The sequence below is a fragment of the Duncaniella muricolitica genome (assembly GCF_910574735.1).
GTDB lineage: Bacteria > Bacteroidota > Bacteroidia > Bacteroidales > Muribaculaceae > Duncaniella > Duncaniella muricolitica.
In genome coordinates, this window is the sequence record NZ_CAJTCF010000075.1 from 1 (window position 1) to 19,859 (window position 19,859).

Sequence of the window (19,859 nt, forward strand, 5' to 3'; positions counted from 1 at the left end):
GCTGACATTATAAACAGCTTCATATTTTGTAAAAAAACGATTTACTCTCGTTGGTTGCAACGAGGGAAGTTGTGCATGGGGGAGTACGACAAACCTACCTGAGTAGTTACCTGATTTGTGAAAAAGTATTAACTTTGCGCCCAATTAAAACGAAACAAATGGCAAGACAGCATTGCAATACTCTAATTAGCAAACGTATTCAGAGCTTAAAAGGCTTTGAACGCAATGCTTGTGCGCTTATGCCGTCAACAACAGGCACATCATATTGCGGATCTGTCCGACCGTTTCGTTTCAGTAACCCAACTGACATAAGTTAGTCTACAAATACAGACTACTGAGATATAACGACTGTCGGAAAGTCCTTACCAAGCTTCCCGACAGTCGTTTTTTGTGTCCTCACCGATATAACCTTCTCCATCGCGATTAGCTGCGGACACACATTTCAATAATCGCGTCTTATGACGCATAACCCGAATGAAAATGAAGTTTAATGATCAAAAGAAATTATATCGCCAGAATGCTCTGACTCAGACAGACATCCTCTACCTCCCCGACAGTCGCGGTCTTGACGTGACTGCCGTTTCAAGTAAGTGTGCAGATATCATACGCAGCATACATGGCTCGATGAGTCGTCTGGCTCCTATGGGCGATGATGAGAGGAGAAGTCTTTGGTTTGAGGTCAAGGGTAAAAGATGGGAGTGGTATAGGTTGTCGGTATCAACCTATAAGGATCGCCATCATCTCTATATCACCGGAGACACTTATGACCATCATGTATTTTGTGACAAGGATGATTGTAATTCCCGCCATTGTTTCTATGAGGATGAACTCGTCGGAATATTCTCAAAAATCGAGAAGTATGTTGCCGGACTCGTTGACAACATCTTGTCTGCGCCCGAACAATATAATTCGTATGTTGAGAAATATTTGGGTTACTACCGGAGAGAAGGGTTGATAAAGAGGTCAGTCCTGAACTCTTTGATTCCTGACAATAGCTATGACGGAATCGATATACCTCGGGTAATCAACTTATACGAGAATCAGGTCGAGCCTACGCAGTTTTCCGAGATGACCATCAGACGATATATGCACTATTGGCGTATAGCATACGAAGCTGTATATGGCAAGATGTCGGGAGATGATATCGAAGTCTTCAGGCATTCAAGCAAAGGGCATGAGGCAAGAGAATATAATCTTGATTCTGAGGATGATTTCAGAAGATGGAAGTCCGAGGTCTCACCTTATCACGGCTTTGATGTGGTGTATGCGAGAGTTCACTTGTACCCTACATATACCAATGGTCAATGGCATTTTTATGTCGGCACCGGTAGCTATTGGAATCTTGATGATTGCTTCCGAGCTGTCATAGGATTGTCTGATGCCGGAATCTCGGTTGAATTGGGAGAAGTCGATCATATTCTCGGAATCTTGAAGGAAACCGACTACGTAGAGATTACCCCTTATGCGTATCGATATATGCAGGGCGATGACATCGGTAGCCAGATGAAACTCCCTTATGCGGACGAAGTCGGCAAGGATGTTATCAAGGAAATAATCGCAAACACTGAATGGAAAAAGCTTGAGAAGGTAAGTCCTCTCGCTTAACAGCTTAACAATAAGGGAATATGAAAATACAATACGCATCTGACCTCCATCTGGAGTTTCATGAAAACAGCCGTTGGCTTAAAGAGAATCCGCTGGCAGCAGCCGGCGATGTTCTGATATTGGCCGGAGACATCGGCTATCTCGGTGATGACAACTACGTGCATCATCCCTTCTGGGACTGGTGTGCAGAGTCTTTCCGTCAGACTATCGTAATTCCCGGCAACCACGAGTTATACAAGAGTTTCGACATCAACGACCTTCACGAAGGCTGGCAGCAAGAAATACGTCCGAATGTAAAAACTTGCTATAACTGTGTGATTCAGTTGGCTCCCAACATCGATCTCATCGCATCGACTCTTTGGGCAAAGATTCATCCTTATGATGAGTATCAGACCGAACGCGGAGTAACTGACTTTCATCGTATCAGAAACGGACAGTTCCGTCTCTCGGCCCAGCGTTTCAATCAGGAGCATGAGCGTTGCCGTGAGTTCATCGAGCGGAGCGTAGGGCAGAGTAATGCGGAGCACATTATAGTCGCCACTCACCATGTGCCGTCGTTCGAGCTTATGGCAAACGAGTTCAAGGGTAGCCCGATAAACGGGGCCTTTACATCCGAACTTGGCGACTTTATTGCCAGTAGCCGTATCGAATACTGGATATACGGCCATTCGCATCGAAACATAAACAAAACCATCGGTAATACCCGGTGCATCTGCAATCAGCTTGGTTACACCTTTCATGGTGAACAGGCTGATTTCCGCTGGGATGCCGTAATAGAAATCAATGACAATGAATTTCAAATTTGACGGTGACCGGTTGTTTTTCACTTCCGATACACATTTCAATCATACCAACATACTGCGATATTGCAATCGCCCTTTCAAGACTGTAGGGCAGATGAACGAAACAATCATCACTAACTGGAACAATGTGGTTGGGCCTGATGATGTAATCTTCCATCTCGGAGACTTCTGTCTCGGTGGAGCTGAAGAGTGGAATAAGATTCTTGACCGTCTAAACGGCAGAATCTATCTCGTTCTCGGTAATCATGACCTCAAGAATATCCGGCAAGGATTCATAGACAGGTTCGAGCACGTTGCAATGTCGATGTGCATTCAGGTCGGCAAAAAGAAAATCTATCTGAATCACTTTCCTTATCTGTGCTTTGATGGCGGCTATCATAACGATGTATGGCAACTGTTCGGTCATGTGCATACCCGCCCATCGAACACCGGGATTGACGCCGGACGCCTTCAGTACCTCTTCCCGACACAGCTTGATGTCGGTGTAGACAACAATAACTTCACGCCTCTGTCTTTCGATGAGGTACGCGCCAAGATTCAAAAGCAGATTGAATCGAACTAAGTATTTACCTTCTCGACGGCGTCTTGTCCGCTAACGAGACGCCGTCGTCTTTCTGTTTATAAAGTTTTTGATTATGCTCTTTAATCGGGATGGATGGCAGTTTTGATGACGTTGTCGGCGCGACTGGCGAACAGGTCGTAGGCTTCCTGGATTCGGCTTAGTGGGTAGCGGTGGGTTATCAGATGGGTTGTATCAATCTTGCCTTCGGAAATCATCTGCATGATTTTGACGCAGTCGCAAGCATCGACGCCGCCGGTCTTGAACGTCAGGTTCTTGCCATACATCCACGGCAGCGGCAATATCTGTTCCTTTTCGTATAGTGCGACAATCGTGACGATGGCATTGGGACGGGCACAACGCCATGCAAGCTCAAAAGTATCCTCGCCTCCGGCAACTTCAATGACGCGGTCGGCACCACGATCCTCTGTCAATGACTTAAGTACTTCAAGGCATTTTGTTGGCTCTAATACCTTGACATTCGGATAATGCTGGCGTACGAAATGCCGACGGCTCTTTTCAGCCTCGCAAACGACTATCTTATGTGGCTGATACAGTTGCACACATTCTAAAGTGCATAACCCGGTAGGCCCAGCACCGATGATCAGTACCGTGTCTTCCTCTGAAATTTCAGAAATCTTTGCAGCCCAATAACCGGTGGCGAGAATGTCGCCGACAAAAAGTGCCTGTTCGTCACTCACGTTATCGGGAATCGGAGTCAGACCGTTGTCGGCATACGGCACACGGACATATTCCGCCTGACCGCCATCAATGCGGCAACCAAGCATCCACCCACCGGATGTGCAGTTGTTCACGTATCCCCGTTTGCAATAGAAGCACTCGCCGCAGAACGTCTCGACATTCACGGCAACCCTGTCGCCCGGCTTGACCTTGGTGACCTCCGAACCGACCGCCTCAACGACACCAACTAATTCATGCCCAACGGTAATGCCGACCTCCGCCTGAGGTACAGCCCCATGCCGAATATGGAGGTCCGACGAGCAGATACTCGAAAGAGTAACCCTCACCACGGCATCCTTTGGGTTCAAAATCTCCGGTTTCGGTTTCTCAATCAGCTCAAACTGTCCCGGCTTCGTATATGTCAATGCTTTCATTCTAACTTTCTTCTATTCCTCTTTTTATCAAGTTCTGCATACAAAGCCGGACGGAGTTTACGGTTGTAATCCTCTATCTCTTTTATCTTCGGAGAATCGGGTGGTAAAATCTCATAACCTCCATCAAGCAAGTTTTGGGATTCATCATATAAATTATCCCCATAATGCTCCCTTAATCTTTGACTCACTTCATCACGAGAAATCTCACCCTTGACATTCCTGATTGCCAAATCAAGCAAGAGTGCAGATACCGTCAGTTCGGCCACGTCTTGCAAGCCTATACTGACAAGCCATGCATCAGCCTGTTCTTTTATCTTGGGATTATCGCAGTGAGACAACTTCACAAGTTCCTGATATTTCTCTTCGTATGTCATGGGATTGTCATTCTATGTCCAATGGAAGTAAATTGTCGTCGTTGAAGCGGTCGAAGTCCGACTGAAAGAGTTTGTCTTGGATTATGCGGTATTTCTCAAACTCTGATTCTGCAAAGTTCTTGGCAAACTCTGCGGTGATTTTGCCGGCATCGGTCAGAACGGCATCGCCTGACGCTTCAAGAATTATGTCGATTCGTTTCGCCCAGTCCTCCATTGTCATGGGAATATGACGTTGAGCCATACGCTCTGCCATATCAAGCACGGCATTGACCAGTCGCCCCATGTCGGCAAGTTCCACCTCTTTGAGATAGTTCTTGGCAATACTTACGTCAGGCTTTACAATCTTCCCATGCGGCGCGTTTTCCCATGTTGTCAGTCCCATGTGTTCTTTCTCGGCGTTGGCGCGTTCCACGATAAGCTCGGCGGCTGTATGACCATGAACAGCGTAGTGCATCTTGTTCTGAACTTTCTTGAAGAAAAGTCGGGTGGTTGGCGCATCGCGGTTGTAGTCGATGGCCGTAGCATAAATGTCGGTCAGCTTCTGATAGAAACGCCGCTCACTGAGGCGAATCTCCCGTATCTCAGCCAACAGGTGTTCGAAATAATCCTCTCCTATAAACGACCCGTTTTCCATCCGTTTCTTGTCAATCACATATCCACGGATGGCAAACTGACGCAAAATAAATGTACACCACTGCCTAAACTGCGTGGCCCGGGTACTGTTCACCCGATAGCCAACTGATATAATGGCATCGAGATTGTAAAACTTTAGCTTTCGGTTCACTTGACGCTCTCCCTCATTTTGAACTACCGAGAAATTCTCGGTAGTTGCCTCCAGAGTCAACTCGCCGGTCTCATATATATTTTTCAGATGAAGTCCGATGTTGTCAGAAGAGCAGTCAAACAACTGTGCCATAGTCTTCTGCGTACACCACACAGATTCATCACGGTACACAACCTGCACGCCATCTTCCTTTCCCTCTATCTGAAAGATCAGGAACTCCGCCGTGCTATTTCGTATCTCAAACTTCTTCGCCATCGTAAGGATTGCAATAAATTAAAGTTTTATATTCCTTCTTCTTGAACAGCTATTAGATTAAAGAAATTCGTATCGGGGAACATCTGATATACCTTTATTTCAGAATTGATCTTCTTTGCAAGACAAATTATTCGGTCTCTATCGGTATTGCTAATGTTAACACCTAAATATATTGAATCAAAACATTCCGGCCCTATTTTTATAAAGGACCTGACTTCTTTCCAATTAAGCTCATTTTTATCTTGTTGAAAAGGTAATAAAGCCATAAACATTGGGGATGGTTTGAAAATATACAATCTCACTTCTTGTTCATGTTCCCAGGCTTTTGCTTTAGTAAATATTTGATAATTGAAAAAATCTTTATAGTCACGAAAGTAATCCGGCTTTTTTATGATATCTCTATAATTAACTTCCTGACCTTGCGTAGTTACCATCAGACCATATCCAACATGAATATATTTTTTTACATACTCCATATTAATACCTATGCAGACTCCCATATGTTTATTATAATAGCTCCACATTAACAGAGAATCGTATACTTTAGATAAACAGCAAATCCATAAATCGTTCCTATTATTTATGTATCTATTAGATTCTAAATCTTCAATTACTTTTGCATCCCATATTTTACATTTTTCAGATGGCACTTTAGAAAAGTCAATCAAGTTTGGATGACAATCAAACGGGTCATTAAATGTAGTCGCATTAGCATACATCAAATTACTATGATGTAGCATCATTATAGCGCCTTTAATATCAAGATATTTATATAGCAGATTGCTCATCCGAAAATTCTACTAACTGTTTGTGATATTGTTAATGTCAATGACTACATTCGGGTTTATATAAACCATCTAGACGAAATAAGCCTACTTGTTTTTTTTCTCCCATATCTTTACTAACATGGCATTTAAATTTTTTGAACTGGTGAAATCCGATAAAACATCTTTGGAATAGCCTAAAGAAATAAGCGTTTCGACTACACCCACTCTAAGCTTTTTGCAATTGTCCCAGTTTTGCCAAAATGGTAAGGACGCAAGATATGGAGATAATGCAGCCCACTCATTTTCGCTAATATTGTTCTTTGACAAAGAATTGTGAATCTTAACGAATGACAACTTTAACATTGCTAATGAAAGATTATCTTTCCAATTGCGGGCCAATGCAAACATGAAGATATAATTTCGGAGACCCTTAAAAACATTATACGATTTATAAAAAGCTTCCCATACACCACTCCCCATAGATTTAACTAGGAAACTATTAGCGTTAAAACTTGTAACTAAATAATCAGTAGTTCTATTAGACAATCTATTTTTTCCTATCAACCATGTTAATGTTTCTTTCGGATGGTTAGATACAAAAGTAATCCAATGTGAATTGTTTGTGATGGTTCCATTGTCAATGTTGTCCATTAACAAATTTACTAGATTGGAGTTTTTATTATGAAGAACTTTCATCTGTGCCATTGTGATAGCAGTATTATTGGAAATTATGGATACGGTTAGTTTTGACCAATCTAAATCTATATTTGACTCGTCAGTAAGCACAAGTGCCAATATTTTGTTAATTCTTGCATCAACTAAATTCATCCAATAATCCCCTGATAAAATATCGTGATTAATTGTAGCCAATCGGATGAATACATTCCAATTATTAGTAAATAAACGCGTAATCCACTCTTTGGGCAAATGTCTGGAAGCATATTCTAAAAGCCAATTACCTTTACAATTAATCTTTACTTTTTCTGAAGATAATTGTTCACAGATTGCAGTATAATTTTCAAATGATGATAATAGATATGAGGAAGCATTTTGATTGAAATTAATCGATTCCCAATTAACAAAAATCTTATCTTTTAAAGTAGTCAATATCTCATAATAATCTAATTCTTCGCAAAAAAGTAAAGCTGTATTTTTTCCAAAAAACAATTTTTTTAAAGTTGAGCCTTCATAAGATGAGGGGAAACAACGAGTAATAATTTCAACTATATCTGAATACGTAAGTTCTTTGGAAGCGTTGTTATACGCATTTTCCAGAGCACTTACCAAAGCAATAACAGAATACAACTTATTAGGGTCTGACTCAATATCATTAGAGAAAAACCTAATAAGGTCGGGAAGAGTAGAACTACCCTGTGTAATGGAACCAGAAATATGGTGCAGTTGTTCGGAGTAAGCCACAGGTATTTCACATTTTTTAATTAAACCGAAAACTGAGTTTATACCGGAACAAAAAATTAAATTAAAAGAATATGAATCATTCTTCTTATGAGAAGACCACCCGCTACATGCAGTTACGTTTCTTAATATTCCCAATGGAAGGTGTTGAAGTATAGAAAGAAGTAATGTCCTATAATACCTCGATGGTTGTATGATAGGAATAATCACTTTACCAGACAAAAGTGATAGGGTATAATATACACTTTCTATAATGTCTTTCTCTCCAGACATCTGGATTGAGCTATCTTTTATTGGTTCCTCTTTCGTGAAGATTTCAAGAGGAAGGAAGTAATTGTATTCTGAACCATCAGGACGATGAAAATAACATTCAAGCGCTGCAAAATTAAATTCATCCCCAAGATCATCTATGGGAATAATTAATGAATGGGTCCAGACACTACCCGGTCTTTCAGCCTCTTGCGCATACCAGGTTTTTGCCACCACGTAATGAGTGCTGTCTCCTAATGGATAACAAGTGAGATACGACATATCGCCGTCTACGCCACCATCATATTCCGACCAGTCACTGAAAAGCAACATTTTATTCTCGCTTTCTATTGGGAGGGAAAGTGAGGAGGCTAACTTGTGATGGCCATTCTTGTAACCATGAAGGGACTGATGTATAATCATATTTGTCAATATATCAAATCAAGTATTTTTGTGAGATCATACACCCGTTCATTATTGATTACTGACCATGAACGTGTATTGTTCATGGTTCTTTCTGAAAGTTCTTGACGAAGGTTTTCAGCATATTCCGCACCTTGGGCACTTACGCCAATTACTTTAGTCTTCGGGAGATAGTGTCTGATGTAATTATATAGCACCGGTGCTTTTTCCTTTAAAAAAGTATCTGGCAGATAATTATCATCATATCTATCCCAAGCGGAGATTCCTATTACAACAGATTCCCATCGAACGCACTTAAGGAGTTCTTTAAGTAATAGTAAATTTTTTACTTGGGAAGTCGTTAATTCTAATGAAAAAGGATGAATGGGTAAATTTTCCCTATTTTCTACTTCAGTAACAAAGGCTTCTTCTAAGGCATCTAATTCAAAGTCTTTAATAAGAAAAATTAGAGCATTCTTTTCCCCTCCCCAATGATTTAATATGTCAGATTGCTTTGATATAAGTCTTTCAAAATCTTCACCGGCATAATCCGGAATAGATATAGTTATCTGAGATCCGACTTCCTTTTTAAGAGAAAACTCGAATGTCTCTGAATTTCCCAGGGCAGTCCTATTAACTGGAGTTAGGGATAACCACGGCTTGTATAACTTCGCTAGTGGAGTTAAGTCCTCTGGCCTATCTACAAACGAATAACTGCATTTCCCCATCTTTATAGCATAGGCAAGAGCCCCAATAAGGGTAGACTTGCCTGAGCCTATAAGACCTGCAATAAGAACGTTGACGTTAACCATTTTTTTTCTGTTTTATGATATTATTGACCCAATCAATCCCTTCGTAATCACGATCATTATGAGTAATTGCGGTCGTATCGAAGTTGACTATTTCAGAGAATAATTGTTTAAGTCCTTTACTATTCGCTATATTATTTGAAACAATTCTTTTGCTCACAATGTTATTGAGAGGAAATTTCTCTTTTATCAAAGCCTCAATTGTATCACTACTCTTTTGGAATTGAGTAGACAATTCAACGGCATCAATCTTATTAAACACAATTAAAATCTGTGCAGATTTTTGGATGGCTTGTGCCTGTTGAATATTGATTAATAAGTCAGAGAGAGTATCTGAAAATTCCATCATTTGAGCACAATCTACAAGAATTGTGCTATCCACAAATAGCAGAACATAGTCAGAATGCTTCAGCAATAGATGATCGTTAATCTTGTTTTTTTGATTTGCACAATCTATATAGTCCTCTCCCGATCTATCAGTGACAATGATAATTTTTTCTCCATCTTGTGGATGAGTGAATCGCAAGGTGAGGATATGTCCCTCTCCTCGTAAAGTCCTCTTGGTCTGAGGAGCACTGTTCTCATCCAATACCGAGCACCGTCTCATATAAATTCTACGCTCAAAGCCCACAAATGTATCAGAATCAACAAAACTAAATTCATCAAGCTTACCTTCGTTCAATAAGATCTGATAAATCGTTGCTATAAAGCAAGTTTTGCCATATCCAGGGAACCCTATAATAGAAACAACTGTAGGTTTTTTATCATAGTGTAGACTGTTAACGGAACTTTCATCCTTAATAGCATCTCCGGAAAACGTTCCGTCAATTTGTCCATTTGTATTTGTTGTAGATTCCTTAGAAATAGAATCTCCTATATTGTCCTTTACAAAATTAGTTAAATCGCTCATATCTCAGTTTGCTCGATTAAACGTTCAACAAGAAGTTCGTAAAACAGGTAAATCCCAAATTCATACACGCTGAAATGCATCTCTAATAGTTGGAGCCCTTCTGGTACGACATCGTTGTTGAGAAGCCGCAAAATTATAGATGAATTTGAAAAGACCCCATCCTCAGAGTATTTGGGTAGGACTGTTATGATATTCTTAAGTTTTTTTCGTTTTGCAACTTTGCTACCAAGACCTTGCTTTAGATAATAAACAATGTCGCACGGTGAGAGTGGAGATTTGATAGTATCTACAATATACTTAACAATATTATAGGTAGTTAAGAATTCATCTTCCTCATTCCCATGTTGAATTTTTGAAATAAACTTTTCAACATAATACAAAGACGCTTCTTGCGCTAATTCGCGCAAACTAGATACATCGGAGGCTGTAAGTTCGCTGATATCAAAATCATCATTGAATATCCTTTCTGCCAAATCATCAGCAGATCCATTTGTAGACGCTTCTTTGGTATGTATGAGTGAGGATAAATGATGTTTATATATACTTTTTACCTCAACAGGATTAGGTATACTGTAAAAATCCTGTTTTTTTATGACAAGAAAGTTCATAAATACAGTAGTTGAGATTGCCTGAGTAAGCTCAGTGACATCATCTGTATCCATGATTATTTTCCAAACAATAAAGAATGCGATACGACGTAGCACATTTTCAGGAAGAATGATTGTAGGAGAACTTTCCGCTATCTTCAATGAAATGTGTTGTCTGTATGTGTGGGAAATTTTACCTCCCAAATAACATAGAGAGAGTTCTTCTACAATTTCATATACACGTGTGAGGTCGATATAAGAGACCGCCGCCTCTTCCAACATGCTTATTGTTGAATCGGAATATGGAAGCGCTGAGGCTCCCTCTAATATTTTTTTTAATATTATACTCATGCCATTATTTCACTAAAGACCACAATGTAGCATACTTATGCTTGTTGTCAACAGTTTCAAGAAAATGGAAACAATTCTCATGGAGGGAAATATTATCGTTATATGTATATATATTCATGTGTTTGATAACTGATTTCTGATCATGAAAATTAAGGAAGCGTAGACGTATTTGCCGTTTTGAAACATTAGGTGGAAGTCTCTCTGTCAATGATTTTTGTTTATTGTCATTGCTCCATCTGCTCGGAGTTCGATGTAATTGTGTCTTGAAGGAATGACCTTCGGAATCAAGAGTTTCAAACCCTTCAGATTCTGGTCTATATCTTTGAACGCTTAGATTAGCCTGCAAGAAGTCTTTTCCGTTTTCATCTGAAGTCACATTTAATTCCAATATATTGTATACCGAGAAATACTCGTCTCCTCCCTCTGAACGGGTTTGAGGCTGAAGAGCACCAGACTGAATGTGAAGACATTTATCTTCCCAGCATACAGGCTTATGCAGATGTCCAAAAATTTGGATTGGATAATGTTTATCCATAAATGTGGAAATTGACCTGGAATGAACAATTCTGTCCAATGGATGATGCATCATGGCTATGTTGATAGTCCCCGAGATATCAACAAGGGCGTGGTACCCAAGCATAGGCAAAAACAATTTGTGACCTACTCCATGATCATCTTCATCAAACCAATCACTATTGAGACAGGTATTGAATCCATAAAGCACAACTGGATACTCATTAAGAACCCCAATTTCTTGTTTATAGTAGGCCTTATCATTCTCTTCATCAAATACAGAATCTTCAGAATTTGTTAATTTGCACATTATAGAATCACAACAATCCATTTTGACAGCAAATTCTGCATATTCTCTAAATGGCGAGTATAATGCTTTGCAAGCTTCCCTATCACGGATTAACAAATTGAGGTATAGTTTTGAAGAATGCTCATGATCCGCTTTTTCAGAACTAAGTCCTTGGTTTATTAGATGTCTAAGTTCCGCTCTTACCGCGTTTAAGTTTTTGTCATGGTTGCCCGGAACCACATAAATTCTTTCATAAGCGCAACCAGATACATCACATAATTGATGAAAAAACGCTAATGCCTTATCGTATTCCGATTTCACTCCTTTGTATGCAATGTCGCCACTTACCAAAATGACGTCAAAATCACCGTTGACTACCTTGTATCCTTCAATATCTTGTAAAAATGCACGTCTAACCTGAGCATGAGAGTCGTGCTCAGCAGGCAGAGAAAGAAAATGTATATCCGATAGAAGTAATATTTTAAGTTTATTCTGCATTTTTGGTGTTTTTATTTACGTGATCAAATGATTCATCTATATAATCGTTCTCTGCTTGGTGGTATGCGTATTGTACTTCAGGCTCCTGCGCAATTAATTTCTCATCATTCTTCTCATAAAAATACGATTGTGATTTAGCTATGACATTCTGGAGCTGGGAGTAACTCCAAATTTGGTTTGCCATGCGAGGCACGATGCCCTCGGTGCAACGGCGTTCGAGCGGATGGTAAGAGCCTATCTTGATACGAAGTGTTGGATAATTCGGGATTGATTGCCCGTCCTTCATTACCTTTGTGCGTGTCCCGAACGAGATGCGCTCAATGTCATAATATCCGTCGGTTGTGTTGTCGATAAGAGGCAAAAGGTACTTGGCTTCGGAAATGTCACCTCCTGGCATATTAAGCATAACATAAGTAGCACCCTCTGCCTCATGATTGTAGAACAGTTGATAAAGTTTTGCGACATTTTTTCGACCGTCTTCTCCAGTTTCTTCCTTGCGCACAAGACAGGTAAGGAATTTACCCATACCATCAGGACTATTTACTATACCTTTATCTTTTCGCTCTTTTTCTAACTGAACGGTCGGGTCTTTACCGAGTTCGACAGGAACAACATAAAAGTTTTCGCCGAGCAATGCCCGAAGTCGTTTGTTGTCTTCAGGATATGATTTATCTAACGCAAGTGAGAAATGATTCTGATTCTCGTATGGTCGGAAAGTCTTGCCGAGGGTTTCTTGAAAGTGCGCTTTGAAGTAGGCCGAGGCATCGACATCGGGGTGCGCTGCCAGAGCGTAAAACTCGAATTTCTCTTTGAGCATATCCTGCACGGCGCGACGGAATTTGTCGCGGACGCTGTGCCGCCACGCGGCTTTTGCCCCGGCATTGTTGCGAGCGTAAAGCGCGAGCACAAAAAGAAAGTTGACATCGTAATGCGAGAGCAACAGCGTGTCGCGGTCATAGAGCCGATTCTTGAACTGACGGCTGACCGGCGGCTGATTTGGATGCGGCTCGGTATAGTCTTCATACGACAAGGTTTTCTTGTCGATGGAGGCTGAGATGAAGAAGTTGGGGATAACATTGTAGCCCTCGGTAACTTCGTCAAAGAGTTGTATGCGCTCGAACGGGTCAGCCATGTCTGGCTTGTGTGGCTTGCCGTTAAGCCATATATCGAGATTCCATTGGATAACATTACGCGCATAGGTGCGCTGTTTGTAGATGGATTCCTTACCGAGCGAGTTGCCGATTTTATAATACTTCGAGTCGCCGATGTAGTAAATATCATCGTCGGCTTTATCGTCAATGAGCAGTCCGTCGTAGGTATAGAAGTGGTCGACGAGCTTACCATCGTCTTGTTCTTTCAGGCCACGCGGTATGTCGGTGTCACCGATAAGTTCGTCAATCATAGACTCGAATACGATGTGGAAGGATTTCACAAGCAAGTATTCGCTTTGAGATGTATTGACGCGGATTTTGTATGTCTTATCGAAGAAGGCATAACATAAATCCCAGAGCTTGACGGCGGTGTCAGAGAAATATTTATATTTTATCTGACGGAGGCGTGTACGCCCGAAGCCGTCAAGGTATCGCTTGAACTTGGCACCGGTGATGAGTTTGAAACCGAAGTTTATGTTTGAGCGGAAGCCGTATGTGTCCGATATGTATTGCAGAATTGAGAAGAAGATTACAATGAGTTCTTCATCGAAATTCACCTGACGCTTTTTGTTGACCGGGTTAAGGTAGGTCGGGCTACTGTCCTGAACAATGGCCGTAGTCTGGGCAATGGTCTTGCCCCAGTTTATCTTGTTGAAACCGGAGTGCAGGTTCTTCAATATGAAAGTGAAAAACTGCTGATTTTCCTTATTGAAGCGTATTAGCGAAAGGATAACATCAAGGAGCGTGTTGCTCTTTTTCTTGTGCGAGCCCTTGCCCTCGTCTTGAATTTGGCGGTGGAGAACGATTTCGTTCTTCTCGTGCGAGTCGTTGTAGACAACGATTGCGCGGTGAATCCACACGGCAAATTCGTAGAGGAACTTGCGGTGCTTCTCGTCCATTTTCGCATCGTCGAGATGGATAAGGTCTTTCGGTTCATATTCACCAAACACATATCCCTGCTCGTCGATAAGCACTTTGGGGAGAATGAAAACTACGTCGCGAACTTTGTGGTGCGGATTGTAATAATACCCAACGTAGCTGACCGACACTTTCTGCTCAACATCTTGCAGGGTGAAAAGCCCGTCAAGCACGTTTTCAACGTCGGCTACGTTATACTGGTATTCTTCAATCAGTAGTTTCATTCGAACTCAGCATTCAAATCAATTGACAATAAACTCGAAAGTTCATTAATAATTCCAGCATACGGATATGTGTCTGGCCCAACTAAAAGGTAATAATCTCCGACTTTCTTATATCTACGTTTTGAACCGGGATTCTCAATCGCAATCTGTTCTTTGGTAATAAGTGGATAAATTCCCTTTTTCCTGTCTGCCAATACACTGAAGACCATATCGAGTCCAATTCTTTCAAGAGTTCTGGTGTATATGTCAATCATATTGCCTGTGTTGAGTATGGTACCGTCGGGGAATTTTACAGACAATCTGGAGATTCCGTCTTCTGTCATGGCTAAATTCACAGGCTCTATACTATTCAGGTCGAGATTGTCAATAAAGTTGCCGAGAGCTTCGGAGTCCTCGAAGAAGTCGGTGAAACGGAACGAGCGGTTAGCTTTCTTGTTTTTGAAAAGTTCACTTGATACGTCGAAGTCTTTGAATACGTCAGTCCAGAGATAGAACAGCACCTTGTTCAAGAAAACATCCTCGGAGATAATGCCGGTGGCATTATCGGCCTTGGCAAAGAAATAGCCCATCTGTTTGTCCGAAGATTCGGTAAGCGTATAGATTTCGGGGTTGATTTTGCCAAGGAATTGCCCCCAAGAATAGAGGTTGTCACCGATTTGGAATTTCCAATCAATCGGCTGCTGAGTTTTCTTGTCAAGGGGATTGTACTCGATAGGCATATACTTCCAGTTCCAACGACGCTTGAAAGCGGAGTCGATGGGGAAAAGCGACTGGTCGCTTGTGTTCATCGTAGCCCAAATGTAGAGATTGGGCGGTAAGAGCAGAAGTTTGCCGTCTAGAATGTTCTGACCGACAGCCTGTGTTTTGCCGTTATCCTTGTGTAGTTCAAAAGCACGGATAGCGTCTTTCTGCTCGTCAGAAAGAGCGGCAAATCCCTTGTTGTCGGAACTGAGGAACTGCGAGATGTCCTCGTCTGCATGAATGGCATACGACGAACTGCCCGCATTGTTGCGGTCAAGCAGTTGGAAAAGGTCGCCGAAAATCTGAGCGCAGTTGCCACGATTGATTTCCTCAATAATGAGGAAATAAGGCGTGTCAAGATTGCTCCATGCTGCCACGTATGCTTTCAAGAAAGCCTGAGGCACATATTTGTAGACAATCTTCTTCTCAGTGCCGGGATGTACACGTCCCTCACGATTCTTGTCTGGATTAGTATATCTAACCACTCCATCCGAATTGACGTAATGAATATCATCGTATTCCATCGTAGGCTTGTACGCGCCAACGAATGAAGCATAATCACTATCTGGGTGAAACGTAGTACGTACCGAGTTTTCATCGTCCGTTTTATCGTCAATGGTAAATGACTTACCAGTACCCGGTGCACCGTAATAAATTATTTGCAACGGCTCGTTGAGTGGAGGCTTCACTATTTTAGAATTGCTGTGTGGAGCAAATGAATCTGCTACTACATTGAGTTTGGTTATTGTATTTTCTAATGTATCAGGAGTAATACTTATGCGATTATCCGTATTTAAGTTATTTAAGGTGGGCTGATTAGCCCATTTAATAATTTTGCTCAGAGTAGAGAAAAGAGGCTTGGTTTGCACCGTGGAATTAGCATTGGCAACCGGATCAGAGAAATAAATAGACCCATTATCACGCCAAGGCTTCTCTTCATAATCCTGAATACGAGAGAAGACCTCAATGTTAGTAAGGATATCCTTTAGAGTAGTAAGAATTGAGTCTATACCAATTTGGAAATATTTCGTATCTCCACGGCGTCCAGAATTGCTAAAAGTAATATAGCCACCACGATTACTCAATTCCGCTCTAAACGGACTTGAAATAGACTCGTCATGCAGAAAGTTAAGTAGGGATTGCATATTATAATAATTGTTTGGTGATTTCAAGTGCAATTCTTTTTACAACTGGAACAGCGACACTATTGCCAAATTGTTGGTATGCTTCTTTTTTCGATACCACAATATTATAGGGCATTTGCTCGGTTGGCTTATTGGGTGTATCGTTTTCCCATCCCGCACCCTCAATATTATAACCTTGAAGCCTTCCGGCTTCAACTGGTGTAAGTCTGCGTGGATTCAGCCCAAGATCTGATTGATCAATGAGAATTTCGCTACCGTCTTTCCAATATCGTGCTGATATCGTGCTGCAATAAATACTATCGTCTTTGAATAGAGAATAGCCAAATCCTTTGCCGTTTTGGCGATTCCTTTCTTTTCTAGCCTGATGACCAGCCCACATTCTATCACTTATGGTGAAAGAAGAATCAAGAGAAGATTTAGGCTCAAATATATCTGAAACACTTGTTGGTCGAGCACATTCGGCGACTTTGTTTTTGTTGAAAATTGTATTGCCCTTGGAGTCTATGCCGTATGGGAAATGAAAAGATTCGGCTTTGATTAGGTCTTTGTGCCACGCAACGATAAATAGACGCTCTCGATTTTGAGGTACCCCAAAATATTTAGCATTGAGAATTTCAATGTTATAATTATAGCCCAATTCCTCCAAAGTAGCTAAAATCACTTTAAGGGTTTCGCCCTTTTCGTGATTCTTTAGGCCCTTGACGTTTTCAAGAAGAAGAACCTTTGGTGGGTTTCCTGCATCAATTTTGGCTTTTACAATATTGGCAATATTGAAAAACAGAGTACCCCGTATGTCTTCAAAACCAAGTCTATGTCCAGCAATAGAAAATGGCTGACATGGAAAGCCAGCACAACAAACATCAAAGGGTGGAATTGAAGCGGGGGCAACCTCGTTTATGTCACCTGCAAAGAATTGATTTTCGTTTTCAAAGATTTCGGGAGAAACGGATTTATAATTTGCTTCGTAAGACGCGCGAGCATATTTGTTCCACTCACTGGCAAAAACACAAGTTCCGCCAACAGAGTGCATGGCTTGGTGAAAGCCACCGATGCCAGCAAATAAGTCTATAAATGTAAATCCTTTCTTAGGCATAATAAAGAGAGAGCTTCCATGTAGGCTGACAGGCGACCAAACCTTTATGCGACTACACGGAAGTTCCGTTAATATGTTGTATAAGAAATGTTTCTTACATAATTGGCCTTTGTCAGCGCAAGCGCAGTTTAGATTGCAAAGTTACGACTTTTTTTCGAGACTTCGGCTATCGTTGACAAAGTTAATTGGCGGTATGGGCAAAAATAAGGTACACCAAAGTTAAGAATGGTTGTTTCTGCTATAAATATGCTCTGATTTAGGCTCAGCAGCTATGGATGTTTCATCAGTGTCAGACTCATTAGGGTATAATTGAACCAGATTGACAATGCGGTCATACAGTCGTTTAAGATATTCCTTGCGCTCTGCTACAGTCTTGATTTCGCACTCCCATACTCGGACGACACGCCATCCAAGGGCTTTCAGCTCGGCCTCGTTACGGACATCGCGGGCAACATTGCGCTCAATCTTCGCTTCCCAAAACTCGACATTGGACTTTGGCAACCGGAAATACTTGCAACCCTCGTGCCCATGCCAGAAGCATCCATTGACAAAAATGACGGTCTTGTATTTCGGCAATACAATATCAGGATTACCCGACAGCTTCCTTACCTGAACACGGAAACGCAGACCTCGGGAGAAAAGATACTTCCGCACAATCAGTTCGGGTTTGGTATCTTTTCCCTTTATAGCCGCCATGCAGCGGCTGCGCTGCTCCGGGGTCATCACATCTGCCATATTTTATAAAGACAAATAACTCATTAGACGATTGTTAAATGTTGGTTTGCGGGATTTATGTTGATTTATTTGCCGATTATTTGTCGCTTAATCTTAGCAATGGCACAGAAATATGGATTGACATCCTTACAATCAAGATATTCGCTTTCATTGACATTTCGAATAAGACATATGGAGCAATACTCTTTATAATCACAGTTTTGGCATTTAGGGAAATCACGTATAGTTAAGCTCCTTAATGCTAAAACATCAGATGAGTTCTCCCAAATATCACGAATTGATTGATTATTAATATTACCTAATATACAACTTTGCCAACCTTCACAAGGATATACCTTACCCAAAGCAGATATACATAAAGAACTGTAGCATACTGGGCATATGGATTTCAGGGATGGAGATTCTGCTTTAACCTGATTAGAATCTTTTGTTTGCAGTTCATTTATCAATGATTCAATTTCAGGTAAATCTAATCTGCAATGCAGGTTTTTACGAGAACCATCAAAACATCCAAATAGCATATAGTCGCTACTGGCTTCAATATTGTATGATTTAGCCCAACTTAAAACATCACGAAATGTGTTCCTATTTTGTTTCATTATTGGGCAATTTATCTGCATGGGTATATTGAGCTTGTAAAGGGTCTCAATCGCCTTCTTAGTTCGGGCGCAACTGCCTTTTACGCCAGTAATTGAATCATGGATACTCTCGTCTAAAGAGTAAAGCGAGGTTTGGACGCTAAGAAGAGGAGTCCTTTTGAATTCCTCGATGATGTCGTCTGTAATAGATATTAGATTGGAAAGAATGTTAATTGAAAAATTAGCCTCTCGGCATTTTTGTATAAAATATTTCAAATGAGGGTTCAGCATTGGTTCCCCTCCGCTCATTGTTATGTTTAAGACATTCAAATTCCGACATTGCGAGAGAATATCATCAAACAATTCTTTAGTCATTATTTCGCCTTTAGTATGGCAAGGAAAATAGCAGTGAATGCAATGCTCGTTACATGCACTAGAAATACTTAAATGAAGTCGGGTCAAACGATTATTGGTAAACCAATTGCTGTCAAATTGATCCGTATTATCATTAATTGAGTTTTTTTCTATGGGAAAATTTCGCAAATTCGTATAAGAAAACCAATCATCAACATGGTCGTTTTCTGGATCATCTGAGCATACAACAAAGCCATCTGAAGACAATTCGCTTAAAAAATCTTTTGCGTCATTTTCAAGAGTTTGAAAAGGTATATCGGTGAATATATGTGATAATTTTTCGGCTATTTCTCGGATAGTCTGAGGACGATTGGTTAACGTGGAGTAAAACACACTTCCTACTTTAGAAATGACACGTTCTCCAATCTTACGACTGCTTTTTATAGCTGTATCATAACCAAAATTTCGGTTATCTGTTAGATAGCCGAAATTAGGGTAATCTCTAAATATAACGTGGGGTGACGTACAATCAATAGTTCGTTAAAAAATTATTCATAGGCTAAGCGGCATCTACCGCCAAGCCAAGGAGTTCTTTGACAAGTTTAGCATTTAAAGTCTTGTTCGGGTCAATTCC

17 protein-coding genes are annotated in these 19,859 nt (G+C 40.9%); 3 read left to right on the forward strand and 14 right to left on the reverse strand.

The genetic code is table 11. The features are described from left to right. Positions 1–474 precede the first annotated feature (474 nt). The 3 genes from QGT73_RS14035 to QGT73_RS14045 are packed head-to-tail and all read left to right on the forward strand — an operon-like array spanning position 475 to position 2,970. Positions 475–1,605, forward strand: a complete 1,131-nt coding sequence (locus tag QGT73_RS14035; RefSeq protein ID WP_123477144.1) for a hypothetical protein — start codon at positions 475–477, stop codon at positions 1,603–1,605. Positions 1,606–1,625: 20 nt separating this feature from the next. After that, on the forward strand, positions 1,626–2,411 hold the full coding sequence (locus QGT73_RS14040) for a metallophosphoesterase (RefSeq protein ID WP_154956093.1): 786 nt from the start codon (positions 1,626–1,628) through the stop codon (positions 2,409–2,411). After that, positions 2,395–2,970 carry a metallophosphoesterase gene (locus QGT73_RS14045; RefSeq protein WP_123477140.1) on the forward strand — a complete coding sequence of 192 codons (576 nt, stop codon included), beginning with the start codon at positions 2,395–2,397 and terminating at the stop codon, positions 2,968–2,970. Before QGT73_RS14040 ends, QGT73_RS14045 begins: the two co-directional genes overlap by 17 nt. An 80-nt stretch (positions 2,971–3,050) precedes the next feature. On the opposite strand, the gene QGT73_RS14050 is transcribed toward QGT73_RS14045, so the two are convergent. The 14 genes from QGT73_RS14050 to QGT73_RS14115 form a co-directional block, all read right to left on the reverse strand. After that, the gene (locus QGT73_RS14050) at positions 3,051–4,082 is read right to left on the reverse strand and encodes an alcohol dehydrogenase (protein WP_123477138.1); all 1,032 of its coding nucleotides are present in this window, start codon (positions 4,080–4,082) and stop codon (positions 3,051–3,053) included. Further along, positions 4,079–4,456, reverse strand: coding sequence for an antitoxin VbhA family protein (locus tag QGT73_RS14055; protein WP_123477136.1), 378 nt, complete (start codon positions 4,454–4,456; stop codon positions 4,079–4,081). Before QGT73_RS14055 ends, QGT73_RS14050 begins: the two co-directional genes overlap by 4 nt. Before the next feature lie 7 nt (positions 4,457–4,463). After that, positions 4,464–5,495: a virulence RhuM family protein gene (locus QGT73_RS14060; RefSeq protein ID WP_123477134.1), complete on the reverse strand. Its 1,032-nt coding sequence runs from the start codon at positions 5,493–5,495 to the stop codon at positions 4,464–4,466. Positions 5,496–5,521: 26 nt separating this feature from the next. Then, a complete protein-coding gene (locus QGT73_RS14065; protein WP_255201366.1) occupies positions 5,522–6,283 on the reverse strand; it encodes a DUF2971 domain-containing protein in 762 nt (253 codons plus the stop codon). An 84-nt stretch (positions 6,284–6,367) separates the two neighbouring features. Beyond that, entirely contained in the window at positions 6,368–8,350 is a 1,983-nt protein-coding gene (locus QGT73_RS14070) for a GAP1-N1 domain-containing protein (RefSeq protein ID WP_123477132.1), read from the reverse strand. Positions 8,351–8,355: 5 nt separating this feature from the next. Beyond that, a complete protein-coding gene (locus QGT73_RS14075; protein ID WP_123477130.1) occupies positions 8,356–9,141 on the reverse strand; it encodes a TRAFAC clade GTPase domain-containing protein in 786 nt (261 codons plus the stop codon). Further along, the gene (locus tag QGT73_RS14080) at positions 9,134–10,048 is read right to left on the reverse strand and encodes a TRAFAC clade GTPase domain-containing protein (RefSeq protein WP_123477128.1); all 915 of its coding nucleotides are present in this window, start codon (positions 10,046–10,048) and stop codon (positions 9,134–9,136) included. The genes QGT73_RS14075 and QGT73_RS14080 overlap by 8 nt, the downstream gene beginning before the upstream one ends. Next, positions 10,045–10,986, reverse strand: coding sequence for a hypothetical protein (locus QGT73_RS14085; RefSeq protein WP_123477126.1), 942 nt, complete (start codon positions 10,984–10,986; stop codon positions 10,045–10,047). Before QGT73_RS14085 ends, QGT73_RS14080 begins: the two co-directional genes overlap by 4 nt. 4 nt (positions 10,987–10,990) lie before the next feature. Then, positions 10,991–12,286: a metallophosphoesterase family protein gene (locus QGT73_RS14090; RefSeq protein WP_123477124.1), complete on the reverse strand. Its 1,296-nt coding sequence runs from the start codon at positions 12,284–12,286 to the stop codon at positions 10,991–10,993. Then, positions 12,276–14,579 (reverse strand): LlaJI family restriction endonuclease, encoded by a 2,304-nt coding sequence (locus QGT73_RS14095; protein WP_154956091.1) that lies wholly within the window; start codon positions 14,577–14,579, stop codon positions 12,276–12,278. Before QGT73_RS14095 ends, QGT73_RS14090 begins: the two co-directional genes overlap by 11 nt. Next, a complete protein-coding gene (locus tag QGT73_RS14100) occupies positions 14,576–16,009 on the reverse strand; it encodes a GTPase (protein WP_148059884.1) in 1,434 nt (477 codons plus the stop codon). The genes QGT73_RS14095 and QGT73_RS14100 overlap by 4 nt, the downstream gene beginning before the upstream one ends. A 457-nt stretch (positions 16,010–16,466) precedes the next feature. Next, a complete protein-coding gene (gene dcm / locus QGT73_RS14105) occupies positions 16,467–17,558 on the reverse strand; it encodes a DNA (cytosine-5-)-methyltransferase (protein ID WP_123486328.1) in 1,092 nt (363 codons plus the stop codon). A 219-nt stretch (positions 17,559–17,777) separates the two neighbouring features. After that, positions 17,778–18,293: a very short patch repair endonuclease gene (locus QGT73_RS14110; protein WP_123486327.1), complete on the reverse strand. Its 516-nt coding sequence runs from the start codon at positions 18,291–18,293 to the stop codon at positions 17,778–17,780. Between the two features lie 65 nt (positions 18,294–18,358). Further along, on the reverse strand, positions 18,359–19,618 hold the full coding sequence (locus QGT73_RS14115) for a radical SAM/SPASM domain-containing protein (RefSeq protein WP_280122850.1): 1,260 nt from the start codon (positions 19,616–19,618) through the stop codon (positions 18,359–18,361). Positions 19,619–19,859: the final 241 nt, after the last annotated feature.